Origin of the sequence: Tahibacter amnicola (assembly GCF_025398735.1) — a bacterium.
Classification (GTDB): domain Bacteria; phylum Pseudomonadota; class Gammaproteobacteria; order Xanthomonadales; family Rhodanobacteraceae; genus Tahibacter; species Tahibacter amnicola.
Genome location: NZ_CP104694.1, coordinates 408832 through 428008 on the forward strand (window position 1 = coordinate 408832; position 19177 = coordinate 428008).

The 19177-nt window shown below is 66.2% G+C and carries 16 protein-coding genes; 8 read left to right on the plus strand and 8 right to left on the minus strand.

Features of this window, described 5'->3' with window-relative positions; all coding sequences use genetic code 11:
• Positions 1 to 29: 29 nt before the first annotated feature.
• Positions 30 to 503 (plus strand): Lrp/AsnC family transcriptional regulator, encoded by a 474-nt coding sequence (locus tag N4264_RS01695; RefSeq protein WP_261695352.1) that lies wholly within the window; start codon positions 30 to 32, stop codon positions 501 to 503.
• A gap of 45 nt (positions 504 to 548) precedes the next feature.
• Here the strand turns inward: N4264_RS01695 and N4264_RS01700 are convergent, their stop codons facing one another.
• Positions 549 to 1340: a rhomboid family intramembrane serine protease gene (locus N4264_RS01700; protein ID WP_261695353.1), complete on the minus strand. Its 792-nt coding sequence runs from the start codon at positions 1338 to 1340 to the stop codon at positions 549 to 551.
• A gap of 109 nt (positions 1341 to 1449) precedes the next feature.
• On the opposite strand from N4264_RS01700, the gene N4264_RS01705 reads away from it, so the two are divergent.
• Both N4264_RS01705 and N4264_RS01710 read left to right on the plus strand, forming a co-directional pair.
• Complete coding sequence (locus N4264_RS01705; RefSeq protein ID WP_261695354.1) at positions 1450 to 3222, plus strand: DUF885 domain-containing protein; 1773 nt, start codon at positions 1450 to 1452, stop codon at positions 3220 to 3222.
• 53 nt (positions 3223 to 3275) lie between these two features.
• Complete coding sequence (locus tag N4264_RS01710) at positions 3276 to 4457, plus strand: class I SAM-dependent rRNA methyltransferase (protein WP_261695355.1); 1182 nt, start codon at positions 3276 to 3278, stop codon at positions 4455 to 4457.
• 39 nt (positions 4458 to 4496) lie between these two features.
• Here the strand turns inward: N4264_RS01710 and N4264_RS01715 are convergent, their stop codons facing one another.
• The 4 genes from N4264_RS01715 to N4264_RS01730 all read right to left on the minus strand — a co-directional run bounded on the left by N4264_RS01715 (position 4497) and on the right by N4264_RS01730 (position 10104).
• A complete protein-coding gene (locus N4264_RS01715) occupies positions 4497 to 5180 on the minus strand; it encodes a helix-turn-helix transcriptional regulator (protein ID WP_261695356.1) in 684 nt (227 codons plus the stop codon).
• 23 nt (positions 5181 to 5203) lie between these two features.
• Positions 5204 to 5977 carry a fused MFS/spermidine synthase gene (locus N4264_RS01720; protein ID WP_261695357.1) on the minus strand — a complete coding sequence of 258 codons (774 nt, stop codon included), beginning with the start codon at positions 5975 to 5977 and terminating at the stop codon, positions 5204 to 5206.
• Between the two features lie 130 nt (positions 5978 to 6107).
• Positions 6108 to 9023 (minus strand): immune inhibitor A domain-containing protein, encoded by a 2916-nt coding sequence (locus N4264_RS01725; protein WP_261695358.1) that lies wholly within the window; start codon positions 9021 to 9023, stop codon positions 6108 to 6110.
• A 193-nt stretch (positions 9024 to 9216) separates the two neighbouring features.
• The gene (locus N4264_RS01730; protein WP_261695359.1) at positions 9217 to 10104 is read right to left on the minus strand and encodes a DUF4097 family beta strand repeat-containing protein; all 888 of its coding nucleotides are present in this window, start codon (positions 10102 to 10104) and stop codon (positions 9217 to 9219) included.
• A 132-nt stretch (positions 10105 to 10236) separates the two neighbouring features.
• On the opposite strand from N4264_RS01730, the gene N4264_RS01735 reads away from it, so the two are divergent.
• Positions 10237 to 11262, plus strand: a complete 1026-nt coding sequence (locus tag N4264_RS01735) for a class 1 fructose-bisphosphatase (protein WP_261695360.1) — start codon at positions 10237 to 10239, stop codon at positions 11260 to 11262.
• A 20-nt stretch (positions 11263 to 11282) separates the two neighbouring features.
• A complete protein-coding gene (locus N4264_RS01740) occupies positions 11283 to 11993 on the plus strand; it encodes a 2OG-Fe(II) oxygenase (protein WP_261695361.1) in 711 nt (236 codons plus the stop codon).
• A 380-nt stretch (positions 11994 to 12373) separates the two neighbouring features.
• On the opposite strand, the gene N4264_RS01745 is transcribed toward N4264_RS01740, so the two are convergent.
• Complete coding sequence (locus N4264_RS01745; RefSeq protein WP_261695362.1) at positions 12374 to 13042, minus strand: nitroreductase family protein; 669 nt, start codon at positions 13040 to 13042, stop codon at positions 12374 to 12376.
• A gap of 76 nt (positions 13043 to 13118) precedes the next feature.
• On the minus strand, positions 13119 to 14204 hold the full coding sequence (locus tag N4264_RS01750; RefSeq protein WP_261695363.1) for a PA0069 family radical SAM protein: 1086 nt from the start codon (positions 14202 to 14204) through the stop codon (positions 13119 to 13121).
• A 217-nt stretch (positions 14205 to 14421) separates the two neighbouring features.
• Between N4264_RS01750 and N4264_RS01755 the strand changes: the two genes are divergently transcribed.
• Together N4264_RS01755 and N4264_RS01760 are read left to right on the plus strand one after the other, a co-directional pair.
• Positions 14422 to 14712, plus strand: a complete 291-nt coding sequence (locus N4264_RS01755; RefSeq protein ID WP_261695364.1) for a hypothetical protein — start codon at positions 14422 to 14424, stop codon at positions 14710 to 14712.
• Positions 14713 to 14802: 90 nt separating this feature from the next.
• Positions 14803 to 15072: a GlsB/YeaQ/YmgE family stress response membrane protein gene (locus N4264_RS01760; RefSeq protein WP_261695365.1), complete on the plus strand. Its 270-nt coding sequence runs from the start codon at positions 14803 to 14805 to the stop codon at positions 15070 to 15072.
• Here the strand turns inward: N4264_RS01760 and N4264_RS01765 are convergent.
• Complete coding sequence (locus N4264_RS01765; RefSeq protein WP_261695366.1) at positions 15065 to 16738, minus strand: MFS transporter; 1674 nt, start codon at positions 16736 to 16738, stop codon at positions 15065 to 15067. The genes N4264_RS01760 and N4264_RS01765 overlap by 8 nt on opposite strands.
• 487 nt (positions 16739 to 17225) lie before the next feature.
• Between N4264_RS01765 and acs the strand changes: the two genes are divergently transcribed.
• A complete protein-coding gene (gene acs, locus N4264_RS01770; protein WP_261695367.1) occupies positions 17226 to 19169 on the plus strand; it encodes an acetate--CoA ligase in 1944 nt (647 codons plus the stop codon).
• Positions 19170 to 19177 lie beyond the last annotated feature (8 nt).

Consider the following 19177-nt stretch of genomic DNA (forward strand, 5'->3'; position numbering starts at 1 on the left):
CGGTCTTCCATAACTCGTTTTGCGCAACGATGTCCGAAAGCACGCTCGATCGTACCGATCGCCGCATCCTGGAGGTCCTGCAGGAGGCCGGCCGCATTACCAACGCAGACCTGGCCGAACAGGTGAATCTCTCCGCCTCGGCCTGCCTGCGGCGCGTCCAGCGGCTGGAGGAGTCGCGCGTGATCACCGGCTACGCGGCGCAGGTCGACCCGGCCGCCGTCGGGCTGGGGCTGCAGGCCTTCGTGCGCGTCCAGCTGGCCCGGCACGACGCGCCGTCGATCGCCCACTTCGTGCAGCGCGTGCAGGATTCCCGCGAGGTCGTCGCCTGCCATGCGCTGACCGGCGACATGGACTACCTGCTCCACGTCGTGGTCGAGGACCTCGACCATTTCTCCCGCTTCCTGCTCGATCGCCTGCTGAACGAATCCGGCGTCGCCGACGTCAATTCCAGCTTCGTGCTGCGCACGGTCAAACGCACGCACGCACTGCCGCTGGCCGAATAGTGGCGGCCTGGCGCCCGGCACACACCCGTTCGGTATAGGCCGGCCCTAGTGCAACGATTCACCGTCGTCGCGGCGACGCCTCACGGGAAAGTGAATCACCACGCCGCGCGGTGTCTCGGTGCGGTGCCAGATCACCGGTACGTGGTCCGGGCGCGGCGGTTCGTAGGTCTCGTCCGGGGCGGTGGCATTTTCCTCCTCCAGTTCCCAGCTCGGCTTCGGCTCCGCCGCGGCCGGATCCAGCCGTTGCCAGAAGAAGGCGGCCAGGATGCCAGCGAACGCGCCGCCCAGATGCGCCTCCCAGGAGACACCGGCCTCCCGCGGCAGGATGGTCACCACCATGCTGCCGTAGAGGAAGAACACGACCATGGCGATCACGGTGGCGCCACGATCGCGCCGCAGCAGGCCCATGCCGAACAGGAAGAACATCAGGCCGTGGGTGAGCCCACTGGCGCCGATGTGCCAGGAAGCCCGGCCAATCACCCACAGCCCAAGCCCACCGACCAGCCAGATCCACGGAATCGCCCGGCGGCTGCCGCGCGGGTACTGGAACAACGCCAGCGTCAACAGCACGAACAGCGGCATGCTGTTCATAAAGAGGTGTTCGAACGAGCCATGCACCAGCGGCGCAGTCAGTACGCCCAGCAGGCCTTCCCATTCGCGTGGCCGCACGCCAAGCCAGCTGAACGAGCCGGTGCTGCCGAGCTCGATGAACTTGATCAGCCACAACAGGGCGACAAAACCGAAGGCGATCCAGGCCGCGCGCTTGAGCTGCGGCGTGTCGCGAAGTGGGGCGGCGGCGGTGTCCATCGTCGCGAGGTTGGGGCGTAGCGCCGGCATGCAAGAGGTCGCTCATCCGTCGGCCCGGTTTCCGCGTCACCGCAAACGAATCACACACGCCACGGCCTCGTCGGGTCCGCTACGCTGGCAACCTGCCCAGGAGACTTCTATGCGACTGCGACCGCTGCGCTCCCTCTGCCTCGTACTGGCCTTCACCCTTGGTGCCCCGGCGCTCGCCGACGAGGCGACGGATCGCGCCTTCAAGGATCTGTACCAACGCGAGTGGACCTGGCGGCTGAAGCAGTACCCGACGATGGCCACCGCCGTTGGCGTGCACGACTACGACGACCAGCTCGGCCATGTCAGCGCGAAGCACCAGGCAGAACGCCTGAGGGATGTCGAAGCCTTCCGCAAGGAACTGGCGGCGATCGACCCGGCCCGGCTGAGCGAGGCGGAGCAGACCAACTACGCCATCTTCCGCACCCAGCTCGACAACTTCATCGAGTCGGTCCAGGTGAAGGCCTACCTGATGCCGATCAACTCCGACTCGAGCTTCTACGCCGACCTGCCGATGATGGCCGAGTCACACCCGTTCGCATCGGTGGCCGACTACGAGCACTACATCAAGCGCCTGTATGCCGTCGCACCGCTGTTTGACGAGTACATCGGGCTGCTGCGCGAAGGCGTGAAGTCAGGCATGACCGTGCCGCGGGTGGTGCTCGAGGGCCGCGACGGGCCGATCCGCACCATCGCCGAGCAGAAGTCCCCGGCCGAGGGCCCGTTCTACGCGCCGTTCAACAAGATCCCCGCATCGATCAGCAAGGCCGATGCCGAGCGCCTGCGCCGCGAGGGCGAGAAGGCGATCGCCACGGCGGTGCGCCCGGCCTTCGCCAAGCTGCTCAAGTACTTCACTGCAGAGTATCTGCCGAAAGCCCGCAAGACCCTCGGCGCCTATGACCTGCCCAACGGCAAGGCCTACTACCAGCTGATGATCCGCGACTTCACCACGCTGGACATGAGCCCGGAGCAGATCCACCAGATCGGCCTTGCGGAAGTCGCGCGCATCCGCAGCGAAATGGAAAAAGTGATGCGCGAGGCCAAGTTCGAGGGCGACTTCGCCGCTTTCCTGCATTTCCTGCGCACCGATCCGCAGTTCTACGCAAAGACACCGCGCGAGCTGCTGATGCACGCCAGCTATTACGCCAAGCGCATCGACGGCGAGCTGCCCAAGTATTTCAGCGTGCTGCCGCGCCTGCCCTACGGCATCGCGCCGGTACCCGAGACGATTGCCCCCTACTACACCGGCGGCCGCTACAGCCCCGCGCCCGAAGGCGGCCGCGGCGCCGGCTTCTACTGGGTCAACACCTACAAGCTCGACTCGCGCCCGCTCTACATTCTGCCTGCCCTGACGCTCCACGAGTCGGTCCCCGGGCACCACCTGCAGGGGGCGCTGGCGATGGAGCAGGGCGAGCAGCCGCCGTTCCGGCGCTACAACTACATTTCCGCCTATGGCGAAGGCTGGGCGTTGTATGCCGAGCACCTGGGCGTGGAGATGGGCATCTACGAAACCCCCTACGAGCACTTCGGCCGCCTGACCTACGAGATGTGGCGCGCCTGCCGCCTGGTGATCGACACCGGCATCCACGCCAAGGGCTGGACCCGCGAACAGGCCCAGGCCCTGCTGCGCGACAACACCGCCCTGTCCGAGCACGAACTGACGACCGAGGTCGACCGCTACATCAGCTGGCCCGGTCAGGCGCTCAGCTACAAGCTCGGCGAGATCAAGATCCGCGAGCTGCGTGCCAAGGCCGAGAAGGCACTCGGCGCGGCCTTCGACCTGCGCACCTTCCACGACACGCTGCTGGCCCTCGGCTCGGTTCCCCTGCCGGTGCTCGAGAAGCGCATCGACCAGTACATCGCCCAGAACCAGGCGCGCCGGTAGGCGTCGCCGGGCCCCATGACGTACCCGCCCGGCCCGGCGGGTACAATGGGCGGATGAAACACGCCGCCGAAACCAACCCCGCCGTCCAGCTCAAGATCGAGCGCCGCTCAAACCACCCCTGGATCTTCCAGAAGATGGTGGAGAAGCCGCCGACCAAGCCCAAACCGGGCACGATCGTGGACATCTTCGACCGCGATGGCGCTTTTGCCGGCCGCGGCTTCTACAACGGCCACTCGCGCATCGCCCTGCGCGTGCTGACGGAAAACCCCGACGAAGCCGTCGACGCCGCCTTCTTCGAGCGCAAGATCGCCCAGGCGGTCGAGCTGCGCCGCACGGTGCTCAAGCTCGATGCGACGACCGATGCCTACCGCGTCATCCATTCCGAAGGCGACGGCCTTTCCGGCCTGGTCGTCGATCGTTTCGCCGATACGCTGGTGATCGAGTTCTTCTCGGCCGGCATGTTCAAACAACGCGACCTGATCCGCCGCTGCCTGCTTGAGCATTTCCCCGACAGCCAGGTCTACGCCTTTGCCGAGGAGCACGTGCAGAAGCAGGAAAGTTTCGACTGCTCCACGCCGCCCACGCCAAAGCCAACCGTCATTACCGAGCACGGCGTGCGCTTTCACGCAGCGCCGGGCACCAAGCACAAGACCGGATTCTTCGCCGACCAGCGCGACAACCGCCGTTACCTGGCCGAGTTCTGCGCCGACAAGCGCGTGCTTGACCTGTGCTGCAATTCCGGCGGCTTCGCCATCTACGCCAAGACCCTGGGTGGCGCGTCGGAAGTGGTCGGGGTTGACCTCGACGAAGAGATCCTCGAGATCGCCGAGCAGAACGCCCGTCTGAACAAGGCCAAGGTGCGCTTCGTCCAGGCCGACATCTTCCACTGGCTGCGCGACGTCGCCGCCGGTCGCGCGGACAAGTTCGACGTGGTCGTACTCGACCCCGCCAAGATGACGCGCGACCGCGACCAGGTCATCCCGGCGCTCAAGAAGTACCTGGACATGAACAAGCTCGCGCTGGGTGCGGTCAAGCCCGGCGGCATCTTCGTCACCTGTTCCTGCACGGGCCTGGTGAGCGAAGAGCAGTTCCTCGACATGCTGCGCCGCGCGGCGTTCTACGCCAATCGCACCGTACAGATCATCAAGGTGACAGGCGCGGGCGCCGATCACCCCTACCTCGCCCACGTGCCGGAAAGCCGCTACCTCAAGGCAGTGTTCTGCAGGGTTGAGTAATCGCACTTTCCGGTGCGGCCACAAGGCCGCACCGGCGATTCAATCGGCACCGATCGCCTTCCAGTAGGCCTTGAAGCCGCGCTCCGGCGTATCGGCAAAGGTTTCGCCCGGCACCTGGCAGTCACTGATGCGGTCGAGCCGGAAGCTGCGGAATCCCTGGCGCAGGCGGCACCAGCCACCGAAGGTCCAGGCGCCGCCCCAGAAGGACAGCGCCAGCGGCTCGACCTCGCGCCGCGAGACCTGGCCGCTTTCATCGGCGTAGCAGATCGCCAGCACCTGCTGCGCGACAATGGCCGCGTGCACGCTGTCAAAATGCGCCTTCAACGATGCGTGCTGGCCAAAATCCGGTGCGAACACACGCGAGCGTTCGCTGCGTTCGCGCAGCGCCTCCGGCAGCACGGCCTGGATCTTCAACAGCGCCGCATCGGCCGAGCGCGACAGGCGCTGGCCCGCAAAGGCCTGGACGAAACGCGTGCCTGCCACCAGCGCTTCGAGTTCTTCGGCAGTGAACATCAGCGGCGGGATATCGCTGCCCTTGCGCAGCACATACCCCACGCCAGCCTCCCCCTCGATCGGCACGCCCGAGCGCTGCAGGTCCGCCACGTCGCGGTAGATCGTGCGCAGTGAAACGCCCAAGGTGGCCGCCACATCCCGCGCAGGCAGTGCCGTCCGGCGGCCTCGCAGGGCGTGGATGATCAGGAACAGGCGGTCGGCGCGGCGCATGGTCAGAGGGCGATGGGATTGACCTAGTCTTGCGCCCTGTCCGCCAGCGCGGAAGTCGTCCGCCACTGCGTCACTGCCGACTGCACCCGCGCAAAGACGATCACCAGTTGCGCCCAGGCTTCGCGCGACAGGCCCGCCGGGCGACGGATGGCGCCGCTGCGGCGCGTACGCAGGGCGGGCCCGGCGAAGACGATGCGATTGCCGTGATGGGCATCTTCGAGGGTGACCAGGACATCATCAAAGCTCTGGCGCAGGCGCGCGAGCATCAGCGGGGCGGATATGTCGTCAACGTTGAGATTGGCCACCAGCGTGCCCTGCGGCGTGAGCGCGGCGCGGCAGGCGTCGAAGAAGGCCTGCGATTTCAGGCGCGCGGGAACACCGGTCGGGTCGTAGGCGTCGAGCAGCAGCGCGTCAAAGCACGCCGGCGCGGTGTGGACGAAATCGGCGCCATCGCCGTGGTGCACCGCCAGCCGGTCGTCATCCGGCGGAACCAGGAACTGCTCGCGCAGGGCGATGACGTGGGGATTGTTCTCTATCACCGTGATGCGCGACTGCGGCAGGTGCCGGTGACAGAACTTCGCCAGCGAGCCGCCGCCCAGGCCCACCATGCCGATGTGGCCGGGTCGGTGCTGGAAATAGAGAAACCCCATCATCGTCCGCGTGTATTCCAGCTGCAGCGTGTCCGGCTCGCGGATCAGCATGCAGCTTTGCATCTCGTCGGCGGTGAAATGCAGCGCGCGAAGCTTGGCCGTCTGGCGGATGTAGGGGACGGCGTGGCGGGAAGGCTTGTCGCTCATCCGGAAAGACCATGGCGCACAGGGTGCGCAGGATGCCGGCGGCGTGACGCGGCGGCAAGCGGCGCACCGGGGGATTCGCGGAGGAATCCGCCCGGTACGCCGTTGCCGTCGCGTTCAATTCACGACGGAATTACGGTTCGAAACCGTTGGCGAAGATGCCGTCGTTCTGCGACGAGCAGGACTGCACGCGGATGTCGTCCACGTACCAGCCGTGCGGCGTGAAGCCGACCGAACCGTCGGTCGAGGTGCGGAAGCGCAGGCGCACCGTCTGGCCGGCGTAGCTGTTGAGATCAACCACGGCCTTCTTGTACGGACGCGTACCGCACCACACCTGCTTGCCCGAGGCCGGACCGTCGTTGGCCGCACCCGTGTACGGGTCGGTCAGCATGGCGGTGTTCGGCACCTGGGTCCAGGTGCTGCCGTCGTTGGTGGAGATCTCCAGGTAGCCGCCGTCCCAGCAACCGCCGGACGAGCGCGGTTCGAGATTCAGGTCGCTCTGGAAGCTCAGGGTCAGCGGGCTCTGGCCGGTCGGCAGCGTGATCGCCGGCGAGGTCAGCAGCTGGTCCGTGGTGTCTTCCTCGTCGACAGCCAGCCAGGACTTCGTGCCACCGAACGGACGTGCCGTGCTGACGCTCCAGTTGGCCGTGCCGGTCGCCGCGCTGGTGGTCCAGCCCGTCGTCGCACCTTCCACGTTCTCGGTGAACACCGCGTTGGTCGTCTGACCGACGGCGCAGTCACCCGGCAAGGTCAGCGTGCGGAAGCTGAAGACCTCGGAGTTGGTGCTGGTGCCACAGATGTTCTGGCTGCGCACACGCCAGTAGTACTGCGTGCTGCCGGCCAGGCCGTTGACCGTGACGCTGGTACCGCCGGTCACGTTCTGGGTCGCCACGATCGTGCTGAAGTTCGGGTCCGTCGACACTTCGACGATGTAGGACTTGGCCTGCGTGCTGGCCGTCCAGGTCAGGACCGGCGACACCGCAACGTTGGTCGCGTTGTTTGCCGGCACCGTCAGGGTCGGCACGGTGGGCGACTGGGTCGAGACGGCGACGCTGGCGTTGAGGAAGCGGGTGGTCGCACCCGACGTGCCGTTCACGCCGATCGTATAGGCACCCGCAGCCGCGCTCTGCGCCACCGACATTGCCAGCGTGCTGGTGCCCGGCGGCGTCACCGTCGCCGGTGTGAAGTCACCGCTGAAACCAGGCGGCAGGGTGTTGGCAAAGCTCATCGCGACCGGGTCGGAGAAGCCCATGGTCGAACCGACCGACACGCTGATCGGCGACAGCGCCGCCGGTCCGCTCGCGGTGCAGACTTCCTGGGTGAGGTTGTTGCCGCTGACCGTGAAGGTCGGCGAACCGCAGGCGTCAAAGCGGAACGAGCTGATGCGCGTGCCCTTGCTGTTCGTGGGCATGTACAGGCCGGTGAACCAGAAGGTGCAGTTGTCGACCGGATCGACGTTGAGCTGGAAGTAGTCGCCCCAGCGCTCGTTCGAGTGGTTGCCGGTGCCGGCCACCAGGGTGGTTTCCGGCGTGGTCATCGTGCCGAGCGGATCATCGCTGCGACGTCCGACGTAGCGCAGGCTGGGGAACACCGCCGGCGACTGGCGCACCGCGCTGTAGGCCATGGCGATGTTGCCCGAGGAGTCCTGCGCAATGCCGGCCATCCAGCGATCGGTACCGTCCTGCGGCTGCGCGTTACCGGCGTAGGTGCCTTCCTGGTACAGCGTCCAGGGCTGGTTGATACCGCCCGTGCGGCGCAGCTCGAACCAGCGGATGCCGCCCGTGTCGTTGCCGTCGATGTCGGTCACCAGGTTGCCGACCAGACTCTCGTGCGTACCGAAATTGCGGTAGGCCAGGCGATTCATGATCGGCTCGCGCAGCGGATCGAGCAGCTGACCGCTCGGCTGCGGGAAGGCTTCGAACGCCGTCAGGCCGTTGAGGTTGGAGCTGAACTCGGCGACCGGAATCGAGACCGGGCCGGTCAGAACCGTATTGGCCGGCGTCGTGAAATCCGGCTTGAGGTGCCACAGTTCCAGGAAGTCCTGGTTCGGGTTGTTCGAACCGGCGTTGTGCGACTCGTCGTCGCGATGACGCAGGAAGATACCCGGCGCGCCGGCGGGCGGAGCGTCGATGCCGTCGTGATCCGCCGGCGTGGTCATCTGGAAGCCGAAGCCGCTCAGGTTCGGGACCGTCACGCGCTGGAACGTTGCCGGCTCGCCGGCCAGCATCTTGGCGCGATCCATCACGTAGAACGGACGCTGGCCGGAGGTGCCGCCTTCGTTCGCACCCACGTAGTAGGCGTCGGGCCACACGCCGTACTTCGGGTAGTCCGGGAACGCAGGCATCGTGAAGGTGTAGCGATGCCAGGTGACGCTGGGCGCTTCCAGGTCGTCGGTGCTGCTCACATACACGCACAGCGAACGGCCGGCCTGGGTGGAGAATTCGGTCAGCACCCAGCGGTTGGCCAGCTGGTCGAACAGGACGATCGGATCACCCAGGCCGCTGGCGCAGGCGCCCGTACCGCCGAGCGAGGTCATGGTGATGCTGTTGACCAGGCTGCCGTCAGACTTGCGGTAGATACGCACCTGCGAACCGCCGGCCGCATTGACGGCCTGCACGAAATGACGCGTGCCCACGTCGCCCGAGGGATCCGGCGGCGACGCCTGCGAAGTGCTGCCGTCGATGTTGATGATCGGCGTGGTGAAGCCGCCGCTTCCGCGCAGCGCCTGCTCGAACTGCAGCGGCACCAGCGGATCGGCGGAAGAGACCGGATTGACCGGCTCGGGGATGACATTGGACACCTCTTCCCAATGCCGGCGTGGAATCTCGACCAGCGAATCGCCCGGCTGCCATTCACGGACAGTCGGCAATTCGGCCATGTTCACGGTAAAGGTTTCGGGCGTTGACACGCCCAGCAATTGCGCGCCGCGGCGCTCCTTGATTCCCTGGCTGTTGACCGATTCGACCGGCTTATACGGTGCATCGGCTGCCTGCGCACCGGCGAATACACCGGCCAACGCCACCCACATCATCGTTCTTGCGACTTTCACTAGACGACCCCGCCCACGTTCGATCCGCGTCCCACAGTCCTTGCAGTCGCGCAAACTTACGACGCCACCATCCGGATGGCGGCGCTACTGATTTCCCCTGACTGGCCGCCGGAGACGACGGCGAACCACCGCATGGGCCTGGCCGACGCGGTGGATTGGCGTTCATACCACAGTCAGGGGCTTTTGGAACGAGTTATGGTCCGCTTTTAGGCGGATTGGGCCCAGTCTTGGCGACGAGTGGTCTAACTTCGGGGGTGTAGTCGTACGGAGCCAGGTGGATATCACCGCTCTGACTGTCCAACTGGATGTGCTGGGAACCACGACCGGCCTTGAAATGCCCTTCGGTGCGGCCATCCGGCGCCTGGCGCATTTCCAGCGACACCGGACCGGTGAAGCGGCCCCTGGTGCGGGCTACCAGATCGATATCACCACGCACCGGCACTTCCATCACAATGTTGCCGGTGCGGGTTGCGCCGCGCAGCGGCCGTTGCCATTTGGCCGTAACCGGGAAAAGGCTGAGTTGGCCGCTATCGGTTTGCACATCCATGGAGCCGGCACCGGCCGCCACGAGGCTGCCCTCGCGCGTGCGGGCGACCAGCTCGTTGTTGACCCGGCGCACCTGGACGTCGCCGTAGGTCGTGGTCACGTGCAGCTCCGGCCCTGCCGGCACGAAGACGCCCAGGTCCACACGGCCTTTGCGGAATCCCTTGACCAGCCGATCCGCGCCGCCGTTTCGGTCGGAGGCATACGCCACCCTCAGGACTGCCTCGTCACCCTCGACCGCCAGGTGGATCTGGGGTTCTTCGGGTTTCTCGCCGATCCGCTGAATCGTTTCATAGACGCCCAGCACCGGTTTCTCCACCGGCTTGATCGTCACGCTGCCGTGCGGATTGTCGATGCGGATCCGCACGACGCCAGCCGGCACCGCCAGATCACGCCGGACATGCTCGACGGTATAGGGCGGTACCGGCGCGTCGGCCGGTGCGGGTTCCCGCCGGGTCGCCGGCGGCGAACAGGCAGTCAGGAAAATCGCGAAGAGCGCCGGAATGCAACCGGCGTAGCGGATGGAGCGGTTCTGCATGGGGATTCTGCCGAGGTACCTGCTTCCTGTGATGGTAACCCGCCACCGCCATCGGACGGAGCAGCCCCCGCCATAGACGCGCGCGGGGACGAGCGGGACAATGGCGAATTCGCCTTTCGTCGCCGAGCCGCCATGTCCGAAACGTCCCCGATCTCCCTGACGCGTTTTCTGATCGAAGAACAGCGCGCCCACCAGCACCTGAACGCCGACCTGCGCCTGCTGATCGAGGTGGTGGCGCGCGCCTGCAAGTCGATCTCCATCGCCGTGGGCAAGGGCGACCTGGGTGGCGTTCTGGGTGATGCGGGCACCGGCAACGTGCAGGGCGAGGCGCAGAAGAAGCTCGACGTGCTGTCCAACGAAATTCTCCTGGAAGCCAACGCCTGGGGCGGCCACCTGGCCGGTTGCGCATCGGAAGAGATGGACGATCCGCATCCCATTCCGGATGCGTATCCGAAGGGCAATTTCCTCTTGCTGTTCGATCCGCTGGACGGTTCGTCGAACATCGACGTGAACATCTCGGTCGGCACGATTTTCTCGGTGCTCAAATGCCCGGATGGCGTGACCAATCCCAGCGCCGAGCATTTCCTGCAACCCGGAACGATGCAGGTCGCGGCAGGCTATACGGTCTATGGTCCGAGCACCCTGCTCGTGCTGACCCTGGGCCACGGCACGCACGTCTTTACCCTCGACCGCGAGCTGGGCAGCTTCACGCTGACGCGCCGCAATGTGCAGATTCCCCCTGACACCCGGGAATTTGCGATCAACATGTCGAACCAGCGCCACTGGGAAGCGCCGATGCAGGGCTATGTGGAAGAGCTCCTGGCCGGCAAGACCGGTCCGCGTGGCAAGGATTTCAACATGCGCTGGGTCGCCTCGATGGTGGCCGACGTGCACCGTATCCTGACCCGCGGCGGTATCTTCATTTATCCCTGGGACAAGAAGGATGCCGGCAAACCGGGCAAGTTGCGCCTCATGTACGAGGCCAATCCGATGGCGTTCATCGTCGAACAGGCCGGCGGCGCCGCCACCACCGGGCGTGACCGCATCATGGAAGTCGGCCCGACCGCGCTGCACCAGCGGGTGCCGGTATTCCTGGGCTCGCGCAACGAAGTGGCCTACGTCACCGAGTTCCACCGCAACCACGACCGCAAGGCCTGAGGTCACCGCCAGGAACGCCCATGCATCCGGATTTCATCGAGGTGTACGACAAGGTGCTGGATCCGGCGATCTGCCGGACGCTTATCCAGCGCTTCGAATCCAGCGGCCAGGCCCAGCGCGGCGAAACCGGCAGCGGCCTCAACCTGGAGATGAAGGACAGCTGGGATATCCGCATCAGCGAGCGGCCCGAGTGGAACGACGTCAATCAGCGCCTCAACCAGACGGTACTGACGGGCTTCAAGAGCTACCTGCGCAAGTACGCGCACGCCGCGCTCGCGCCGCTGCAGCTGAAGATGCCGGACCCGGCAACCGGCCAGCTCGTATCCATCGACGCCGCCGCCATTGCCGCGATGGACGACCGCACACTGGGCGCGATCGTGATGAAGATCTTCCGCCCCGGAAGTATCAATATCCAGAAATACAATTCCGACCAGGGCGGCTATCCCTATTGGCATTGCGAGCTGTATCCCAAGGCCGACAACGGCGAAACACTGCACCGCGTGGTATTGTGGACGATCTACCTCAACGACGCATTCGAAGAGGGCGAGACCGAGTTCCTCTACCAGGAACGCAAGATCAAGCCCACCACCGGCTCGCTGCTGATCGCGCCCACCGCCTTCACCCACACCCACCGCGGCAACCGCCCCAAAGGCGGCGACAAATACATCGCGACCAGCTGGATCCTGTTCAATCGCGCTGAAGTCTTGTACGGCGCACCGCCAGCGCGGTAAGACCGTCGCAGCCCAGCCCCGTTGCGCGCCTGCAGTTGCCTCTGCGCGCAGGATGCGCGCCGCTCTTGCCGGCGCCCCATGCGGGTCGGCAATCCCGTGGAGGACCAGCCGCCGAAGGCGGTCACGCACACGGATGTGCGCAAGTTTGATGCAGGGCCAGGATGCCCTTTCGTCAAACCCCGGAACGCGATTGCGCAGTTTTCGGCCAACGGATGGCCGAAAGCCGACCAGCCTGGGGTGTACTTTCTTCCGCTCTTCTTTATACACGTAAAGAAACGTAAGCCGACTGGCCGCGGGACAGGCGAAACGCTCTTGCTCTTCGAGAACCGCCTACCTATCGACGTTACAGAATCAATAGCGCCCGCCTGGCACCCCCAGGCCTACCTGAACGTCACCACTTTCTCAAACCCCAACCGCTCGATCGGCGGCACCCGGCAATCGTCCTCCGGATAGCCCACCACCATCAGCAGGTATGGCATCTCGTTCCTGGGCCGGTCCAGCAGTTCATTCAAGAAGCCCATCGGGCTGGGCGTATGCGTCAACGTTGCGAGCCCCGCGTGATGCAACGCGGCGATGAGTAGACCGCAGGCGATGCCGACGGACTCCAGCGGGTAGTAGCGCTTGGCCTTGTTGCCGCATTCGTCGAATCCGAACCGCTCGTAGAAGACGGCGATCAACCAGGGCGCCGTTTCCAGGAAGGGTTTTTCGGCGTTGGTGGCCAGGGGCTCCAGCGCGCGTTTCCATTCGTCCGGGGCACGATGGCCGTAGAACTCGCGTTCCTCGGCTTCGGCGGCATCGCGGATCTGGCGCTTGAGCGCCGGATCGGAAACCGCGACAAATCGCCAGGGTTGCTGGTTGGCGCCGCTCGGCGCCGAAACCGCGGCGCGAAGACACTGCGCGATGATCTCCTGCGGAACAGGACGCGGTGAGAAATCACGCATCGTGCGACGCCGTGCGGCTTCGGCGGCAAATTCTTCCGCCCGGCGCAGCATTTCGTCCTCGGGATAGGAGCGATAGTCGGACCACGGGACGTACGACGGGTGTGACATTGCGGCCCTCGATCCTGGCAACTGGCGACGCTCAACAATAACCGAGCCCTCCCAGGGGCGATACAGCCCCAACACGTCAGAAGAGCTCCCCCTGTGCCGATGGCGGCCGCGGCGGTGAGAAGGCGGTGGTGTCCAGATCACCGACGGCGCGCGCGCCGATTCCGTAGCGCCGGCACGCCAGGTAGAACCGCTGGCGGATCAGTTCCGCAAACGTGCCTTCGCCGCGCATGCGGAATCCAAAACGCGGCTCGTTGAGCTCACCGCCGCGGATCTGGCGGAGGATACCCAGCACGTGTGCCGCCCGGTCCGGCTGGTGCGTCGCCAGCCATTCCTCGAAGAGCTGCTTGAGCTCATAGGGAAGGCGAAGCAGCGTGTAGCCGGCCGTTGGCGCACCGGCCTGCGCGGCCCGCTCGAGGATGCCCTCGATGTCGTGATCGGTCAGCGCCGGAATGATCGGCGCTACCAGGACACTGCAGGGAACGCCCGCGGCGTTGAGTGTGGCGATTGCCCCCAGCCGCCTGTGCGGCGCGCTGGCGCGCGGCTCCAGCCGGCTCGACAGGCGATTGTCGAGCGAGGTGACGGAAATGAACACATGTACCAGGCGTTGCGCAGCCATCGGCGCGAGCAGGTCGATATCGCGCTCGACCAGCGCGTTCTTGGTGATGATGGTGCAGGGATGGCGATGCGCCAGCAGCACCTCGAGCACTGCACGCGTGATGCGGTAGCGTCGCTCGATCGGCTGGTAGGGATCGGTGTTGGCCCCCAGGTTGATCGGCGTGCAGCGGTAATTCTTCCTGGCCAGCTCCACGCGCAGCACGTCGGCGGCATTGGTCTTGGCGAACAGGCGGGTTTCGAAATCCAGCCCCGGCGACAGGTTGAGGTAGGCGTGGGACGGCCGCGCGTAGCAGTAGGCGCACCCGTGCTCGCAGCCGCGGTAGGCGTTGAGCGAGGCGGTGAACGGGACGTCCGGCGACTGGTTCCGCGTGATCACGTGGCGCGCGCGTTCCTCGGTCACTACGGTGGCCGGCGGCGACGCGGGTTCGCCGTCGCGGTACCAGCCGTCGTCTTCCGCCTCGCGCCGGGTGGTTTCGAAGCGCCCCTCGGGACGACTGCTGCTGCCACGGCCCTTGATGCGGATCGGTGGCACGGTGGGATCAGGCATGACGGGCACAGGGACGGTGCGATCGGGCGCGGCGCGCCACCATGCTACTGCGGCGTCGCAATGGCTGCGACGGCACGTGGGGCCACGCGCCGAGCGGTATCAGTCCGGGGTGTCGCGGTGGACCGGACAAGCGGTCGTGCATGCCGCGCCTGGCGCCGGAAGCCTGCGCTATGATGCCGGCGTGTCGTCGGCCTGGGTGCCAGGGCGGAGGTAAGCCATGCGTTTCGTCTGGTTGGTTGTTTCAGTGTTGGCGTTTATTTTTTGCTATGCGGCTTCCACACCGGGACTGCTCGCCATTGGCCTCCTGGTCGGATTCGGCAGCATGTTCTGTGCGGTGCTGGCATTCGCTGCCGCACGTATCGAGTCAACGTCGCGTCCGGATTCGGCGCTGCTGACGCCCGAAGTCCTGGCCGAAGCCACCGAGCGCGCCAAGCGCCAGCGCGCCGCTGCACAGCCAGTACCGGTGGCCCGTCCGGTGATTCCGCAGCAGCCGCGCGAGCAACCCTGATCGCCTCTCTGGTGGAACGGGACTCCACCGGCCGCGGTCCTGATCGTTGCTCTGATCGAAGATCGCCGTTGATTCCGGACCTGCCACGCCATGCCCGTTGAAGCGCTGCTCATCACCGTTCTTGTCGGTATCGCCAGCGGCTGGCTGGTTACGCGCTATCGCCGCGGTCGCGGCTTCGGCCTGCTCGGCAATATCGTCGCCGGTATTCTCGGTGCTTTTGCCGGCGGTTACGGCCTGCGGCGACTGGGCCTGGGCATCGCCGACAGCCTGGCCGGCGCGGGCGCCGAGGCCGCCATCGGCGCCCTGCTCGTCGCCGTACTGGCCGGCCTGGTGAAGCGGCCGACGCGCCCGCTCAGTTGAGGTCGGCGTCGCGCGTATCGCGCAGGAACAGGCCACCGATGATCACGGTCGCCACCGCCACCACGATCGGATACCACAGCCCCGCGTAGGGGTCGCCTGTCAACGCCACCAGGGCGAATGCCGTGGTCGGCAGGAAGCCGCCGAACCAGCCGTTGCCGATGTGATACGGCAGGCTCATCGAGGTGTAGCGGATCCGTGTCGGGAACAGTTCCACCAGCCATGCGGCGATCGGCCCGTAGACCATCGTCACATACAGCACCAGCAGCGTGAGCAACGCGAGTACGGCGCCACGGTTGATCCGCGCCGGATCGGCCTGGGCCGGATACCCGGCCGCCGCCACGGCGGTGGTGACGGCCGTGTTGAGCCGTTCGAGCCGCGGCGCCAGCGCCTCGGGCGCCAGCTGGCGGCCGTCAAAACTGTCGATCTGCGCCGATCCCACGCGGATCACCGCGCCACTGCCCGGCGCGCCGGCGATCGTGCGGTACGGCAGGTTGCGGCCAGCCAGCGCGGTCTTGGCGATATCGCAGGCGCTGCGGAAGGCCACATGCGATTTCAGCTCGCTCGGCACGAACTGGAACGCGCATTCGGAAACATCCGCCGTGAGCGTGATCGGCGCTGTTGCACTCGCCGCCTCCAGCTGCGGATTGGCGTAGTGCGTCAGGCCGCGGAAGATCGGGAAATAGGTCAGCGCCGCGATGAGGCAACCGGCCAGCACGATCGGCTTGCGGCCGACCCGGTCCGACAGCCAGCCGAACAGTACGAAGAAGGGCGTGGCCAGGATCAACGCGCCGGCCATCAGCAGATTGGCGAGGGTCAGATCGACCTTGAGCGTGTGGGTCAGGAAGAACAGCGCATAGAACTGCCCGCAGTACCAGACGACGGCCTGGCCGGCGGTGGCGCCGAGCAGCGCCAGGAGGGCGACGCGGCCATTGCGCGAAAAGAAGCTCTCGCGGATGGGCGACTGGCTGACCCGACCGCTGCGCTGCATCTGCTGGAACAACGGCGATTCGGCCAGCTGCAGGCGGATCCACACGGAAACGCCCAGCAGCACGATCGACAGGAGGAACGGAATGCGCCAGCCCCAGCGGGCGAAGCTGTCGGCATCCATGGCGCCGCGGCAGGCCAGGATCACCACCAGCGACAGCAGCAGGCCGAGCGTGGCCGTGGTCTGGATGAAGCTGGTGTAAAACCCGCGCCGCCCCGGTGGGGCGTGTTCGGCAACGTAGGTCGCTGCGCCGCCGTACTCGCCACCCAGCGCCAGGCCCTGCAGCAGGCGCAACACGATCAGGATGATCGGCGCGGCGATGCCGATCGAGGCATAGCCCGGCAAGATGCCGACCAGGCACGTCGAGACACCCATCAGCACGATCGTCACCAGGAAGGTGTGCTTGCGACCGACCTTGTCCCCCAGGCGCCCGAACACCAGCGCGCCGAAGGGGCGCACCGCGAATCCGGCCGCAAAGGCCAGCAGGGCAAAGATGAAGCCACTGGTCGCATCCAGTGCGGTGAAGAACTGCCTGGCGATGATGCCGGCCAGGGCGCCATACAGGTAGAAGTCGTACCACTCGAACACGGTACCCAGGCTCGACGCCAGGATCAGCCGGCGGTGCTCGCGCGTCATGCCGCCGTCGGCACGGGATACGGCTTCAACGGGAACAGTCGCCATGCGCCGCGCCTCTGGAGGGATGATCAGAAACCCACGCCTGAAACGTCGAGCCGGGCGCTTGCGTCCGTGGCCACGTGCATGGAGGACGCCTATGGTCCAGCCTGGCTCGTCGCCCCGGATCTTGCCGGCCCCGTCCCTCCGCTCGCAGGCCGGGCCCTGTCTCATGCCAATCGGTGATTAGGGCCGTCCGCGCCGTTTCGCAAACGTATGTTCGTCCGGCGCAGGGTGCGCCGGTGCGGCAACCACGCCTATTGGCTATTGGTCGATGCGCGATCGTCATTCGACTAAAGTTGAACTGGCGTCCATTGAATGCGTCTGCGTAAGTCATGCTCGCCCTGCCTGGAACAGTGCCCGCAAGCGGGCAACGGGGTTGTGAAGACAACGTCGGGTGGGGACCGTCCCCCATCCGGACAGACGCACGTCGGATCCGTCGAGCGACGGCGCCCTCACCGGCCCGCGCGGCCACAAGTACACATGGAGAGAATGTATGTCCGGAAAAGTCTATCCGGTCGACCCGGCCTTTGCCGAGCGGACCCGCATCAATGCCGACACCTACGAAGCCCTCTACGCACGCTCGGTGGCCGACCCGGAGGGCTTCTGGTCCGAGATCGCCCGGCGCCTCGACTGGATCACGCCGTTCAGCCGGGTCAAGGACGTGTCTTTTGATCCGAATAACCTCCACATCCGCTGGTTCGACGACGGACGCCTCAACGTCTCCGCCAATTGCCTGGACCGGCACCTGGCCAGCCGCGGCGACAAGACCGCGATCGTGTTCGAGGGCGACAACCCGGACGAATCGCGCCGGATCAGCTACCGGGAACTGTACGAGGAGGTCTGCCGCGCCGCGAACCTGCTGCGCAACCTGGGCGTGAAGAAGGGCGACCGCGTCGCCATCTACCTGCCGATGATTCCCGAGGCGGCGGTCGCCATGCTCGCCTGCGCCCGTATCGGCGCCGTGCACTCGGTGGTCTTCGGCGGCTTCTCGCCCGATTCGCTCGCCGGCCGCATTGCCGACAGCCAGTGCAAGCTGGTCATCACCGCCGACGAGGGCCTGCGCGGCGGCAAGAAGGTGCCGCTCAAGGCCAACGTCGATGAAGCACTGACCCGGCCGGGCACCACGTCGGTGGAAACGGTGCTGGTGGTACGCCGCACGGGCGCCCCGGTGCCGATGCAGGTGCCGCGTGATCGCTGGTGGGCGCCGCTGGTGGCCATGCAGGCGACCGAGTGCGCGCCCGAGCCGATGGGCGCGGAAGATCCATTGTTTATTTTGTATACATCCGGCTCCACCGGAAAGCCCAAGGGCGTGCTGCACACGACGGGCGGGTATCTGGTGTACGTGAGCTACACGCACGAGTGCGTGTTCGATCTGCGCGAGGATGACGTGTACTGGTGTACGGCTGACGTGGGCTGGGTGACCGGGCATTCGTACGTGCTGTACGGCCCGCTCGCCAATGGCGCCACCACGCTGATGTTCGAAGGCGTGCCGAGCTGGCCGGACGTGAGCCGTTTCTGGCGCGTGGTGGACAAGCACAAGGTCACCCTCTTCTACACCGCGCCGACCGCCATCCGCGCGCTGATGCGCGATGGCGACGCGCCGGTGAAGCAGGCCTCGCGCCAGTCACTGCGGCTGCTCGGAACCGTCGGTGAGCCGATCAATCCCGAAGCCTGGGAGTGGTACCACAAGGTCGTTGGCGACGGACGCTGCCCCATCGTGGACACCTGGTGGCAGACCGAAACCGGCGGCATCCTGATCTCCCCCCTGCCCGGCGCCACGGCCACCAAGCCCGGTTCCGCCACGCGGCCGTTCTTCGGCGTGAAGCCGGCGGTGGTCGATGCCGCAGGCCAGGTGCTGGACGGCGCCTGCGAGGGCAATCTCGTCCTCACCGATTCCTGGCCCGGCCAGATGCGCACGGTGTACGGCGATCACGCGCGTTTTGTCGAAACCTATTTCACTGCCTATCCCGGCAGCTACTTCACCGGCGATGGTGTGCGCCGCGACGAGGACGGCTACTACTGGATCACCGGCCGCGTGGACGATGTGATCAATGTCTCGGGTCATCGCATCGGCACGGCGGAAGTCGAGAGTGCGCTGGTGGCGCATCCGAAAGTCGCCGAGGCGGCAGTGGTCGGGTGCCCCCACGACATCAAGGGCCAGGGCATCTACGCCTACGTGACGCTCAACGCAGGTGAACCGGGCAGCGACGAACTGCGCCGCGAACTGATCGGCTGGGTGCGCAAGGAAATCGGGCCGATCGCCTCGCCGGACTACCTGCAGTGGGCGCCGGGACTGCCGAAGACGCGCTCGGGCAAGATCATGCGCCGCATCCTGCGCAAGATTGCCGAGAATGCGCCGGAGCAGCTGGGCGACACCTCCACCCTGGCCGATCCGTCGGTGGTGCACAACCTCGTGGAGGAACGCCTCGTCCGCTGACACGGCAA

Excerpts from the sequence above, each read along its gene's own strand:
- N4264_RS01695 (WP_261695352.1), top strand. The coding sequence starts at position 30 with ATGTCCGAAAGCACGCTCGATCGTACCGATCGCCGCATCCTGGAGGTC.
- N4264_RS01700 (WP_261695353.1), bottom strand. The coding sequence starts at position 1,340 with ATGCCGGCGCTACGCCCCAACCTCGCGACGATGGACACCGCCGCCGCC.
- N4264_RS01705 (WP_261695354.1), top strand. The coding sequence starts at position 1,450 with ATGCGACTGCGACCGCTGCGCTCCCTCTGCCTCGTACTGGCCTTCACC.
- N4264_RS01710 (WP_261695355.1), top strand. The coding sequence starts at position 3,276 with ATGAAACACGCCGCCGAAACCAACCCCGCCGTCCAGCTCAAGATCGAG.
- N4264_RS01715 (WP_261695356.1), bottom strand. The coding sequence starts at position 5,180 with ATGCGCCGCGCCGACCGCCTGTTCCTGATCATCCACGCCCTGCGAGGC.
- N4264_RS01720 (WP_261695357.1), bottom strand. The coding sequence starts at position 5,977 with ATGAGCGACAAGCCTTCCCGCCACGCCGTCCCCTACATCCGCCAGACG.
- N4264_RS01730 (WP_261695359.1), bottom strand. The coding sequence starts at position 10,104 with ATGCAGAACCGCTCCATCCGCTACGCCGGTTGCATTCCGGCGCTCTTC.
- N4264_RS01735 (WP_261695360.1), top strand. The coding sequence starts at position 10,237 with ATGTCCGAAACGTCCCCGATCTCCCTGACGCGTTTTCTGATCGAAGAA.
- N4264_RS01740 (WP_261695361.1), top strand. The coding sequence starts at position 11,283 with ATGCATCCGGATTTCATCGAGGTGTACGACAAGGTGCTGGATCCGGCG.
- N4264_RS01745 (WP_261695362.1), bottom strand. The coding sequence starts at position 13,042 with ATGTCACACCCGTCGTACGTCCCGTGGTCCGACTATCGCTCCTATCCC.
- N4264_RS01750 (WP_261695363.1), bottom strand. The coding sequence starts at position 14,204 with ATGCCTGATCCCACCGTGCCACCGATCCGCATCAAGGGCCGTGGCAGC.
- N4264_RS01755 (WP_261695364.1), top strand. The coding sequence starts at position 14,422 with ATGCGTTTCGTCTGGTTGGTTGTTTCAGTGTTGGCGTTTATTTTTTGC.
- N4264_RS01760 (WP_261695365.1), top strand. The coding sequence starts at position 14,803 with ATGCCCGTTGAAGCGCTGCTCATCACCGTTCTTGTCGGTATCGCCAGC.
- N4264_RS01765 (WP_261695366.1), bottom strand. The coding sequence starts at position 16,738 with ATGGCGACTGTTCCCGTTGAAGCCGTATCCCGTGCCGACGGCGGCATG.
- acs (WP_261695367.1), top strand. The coding sequence starts at position 17,226 with ATGTCCGGAAAAGTCTATCCGGTCGACCCGGCCTTTGCCGAGCGGACC.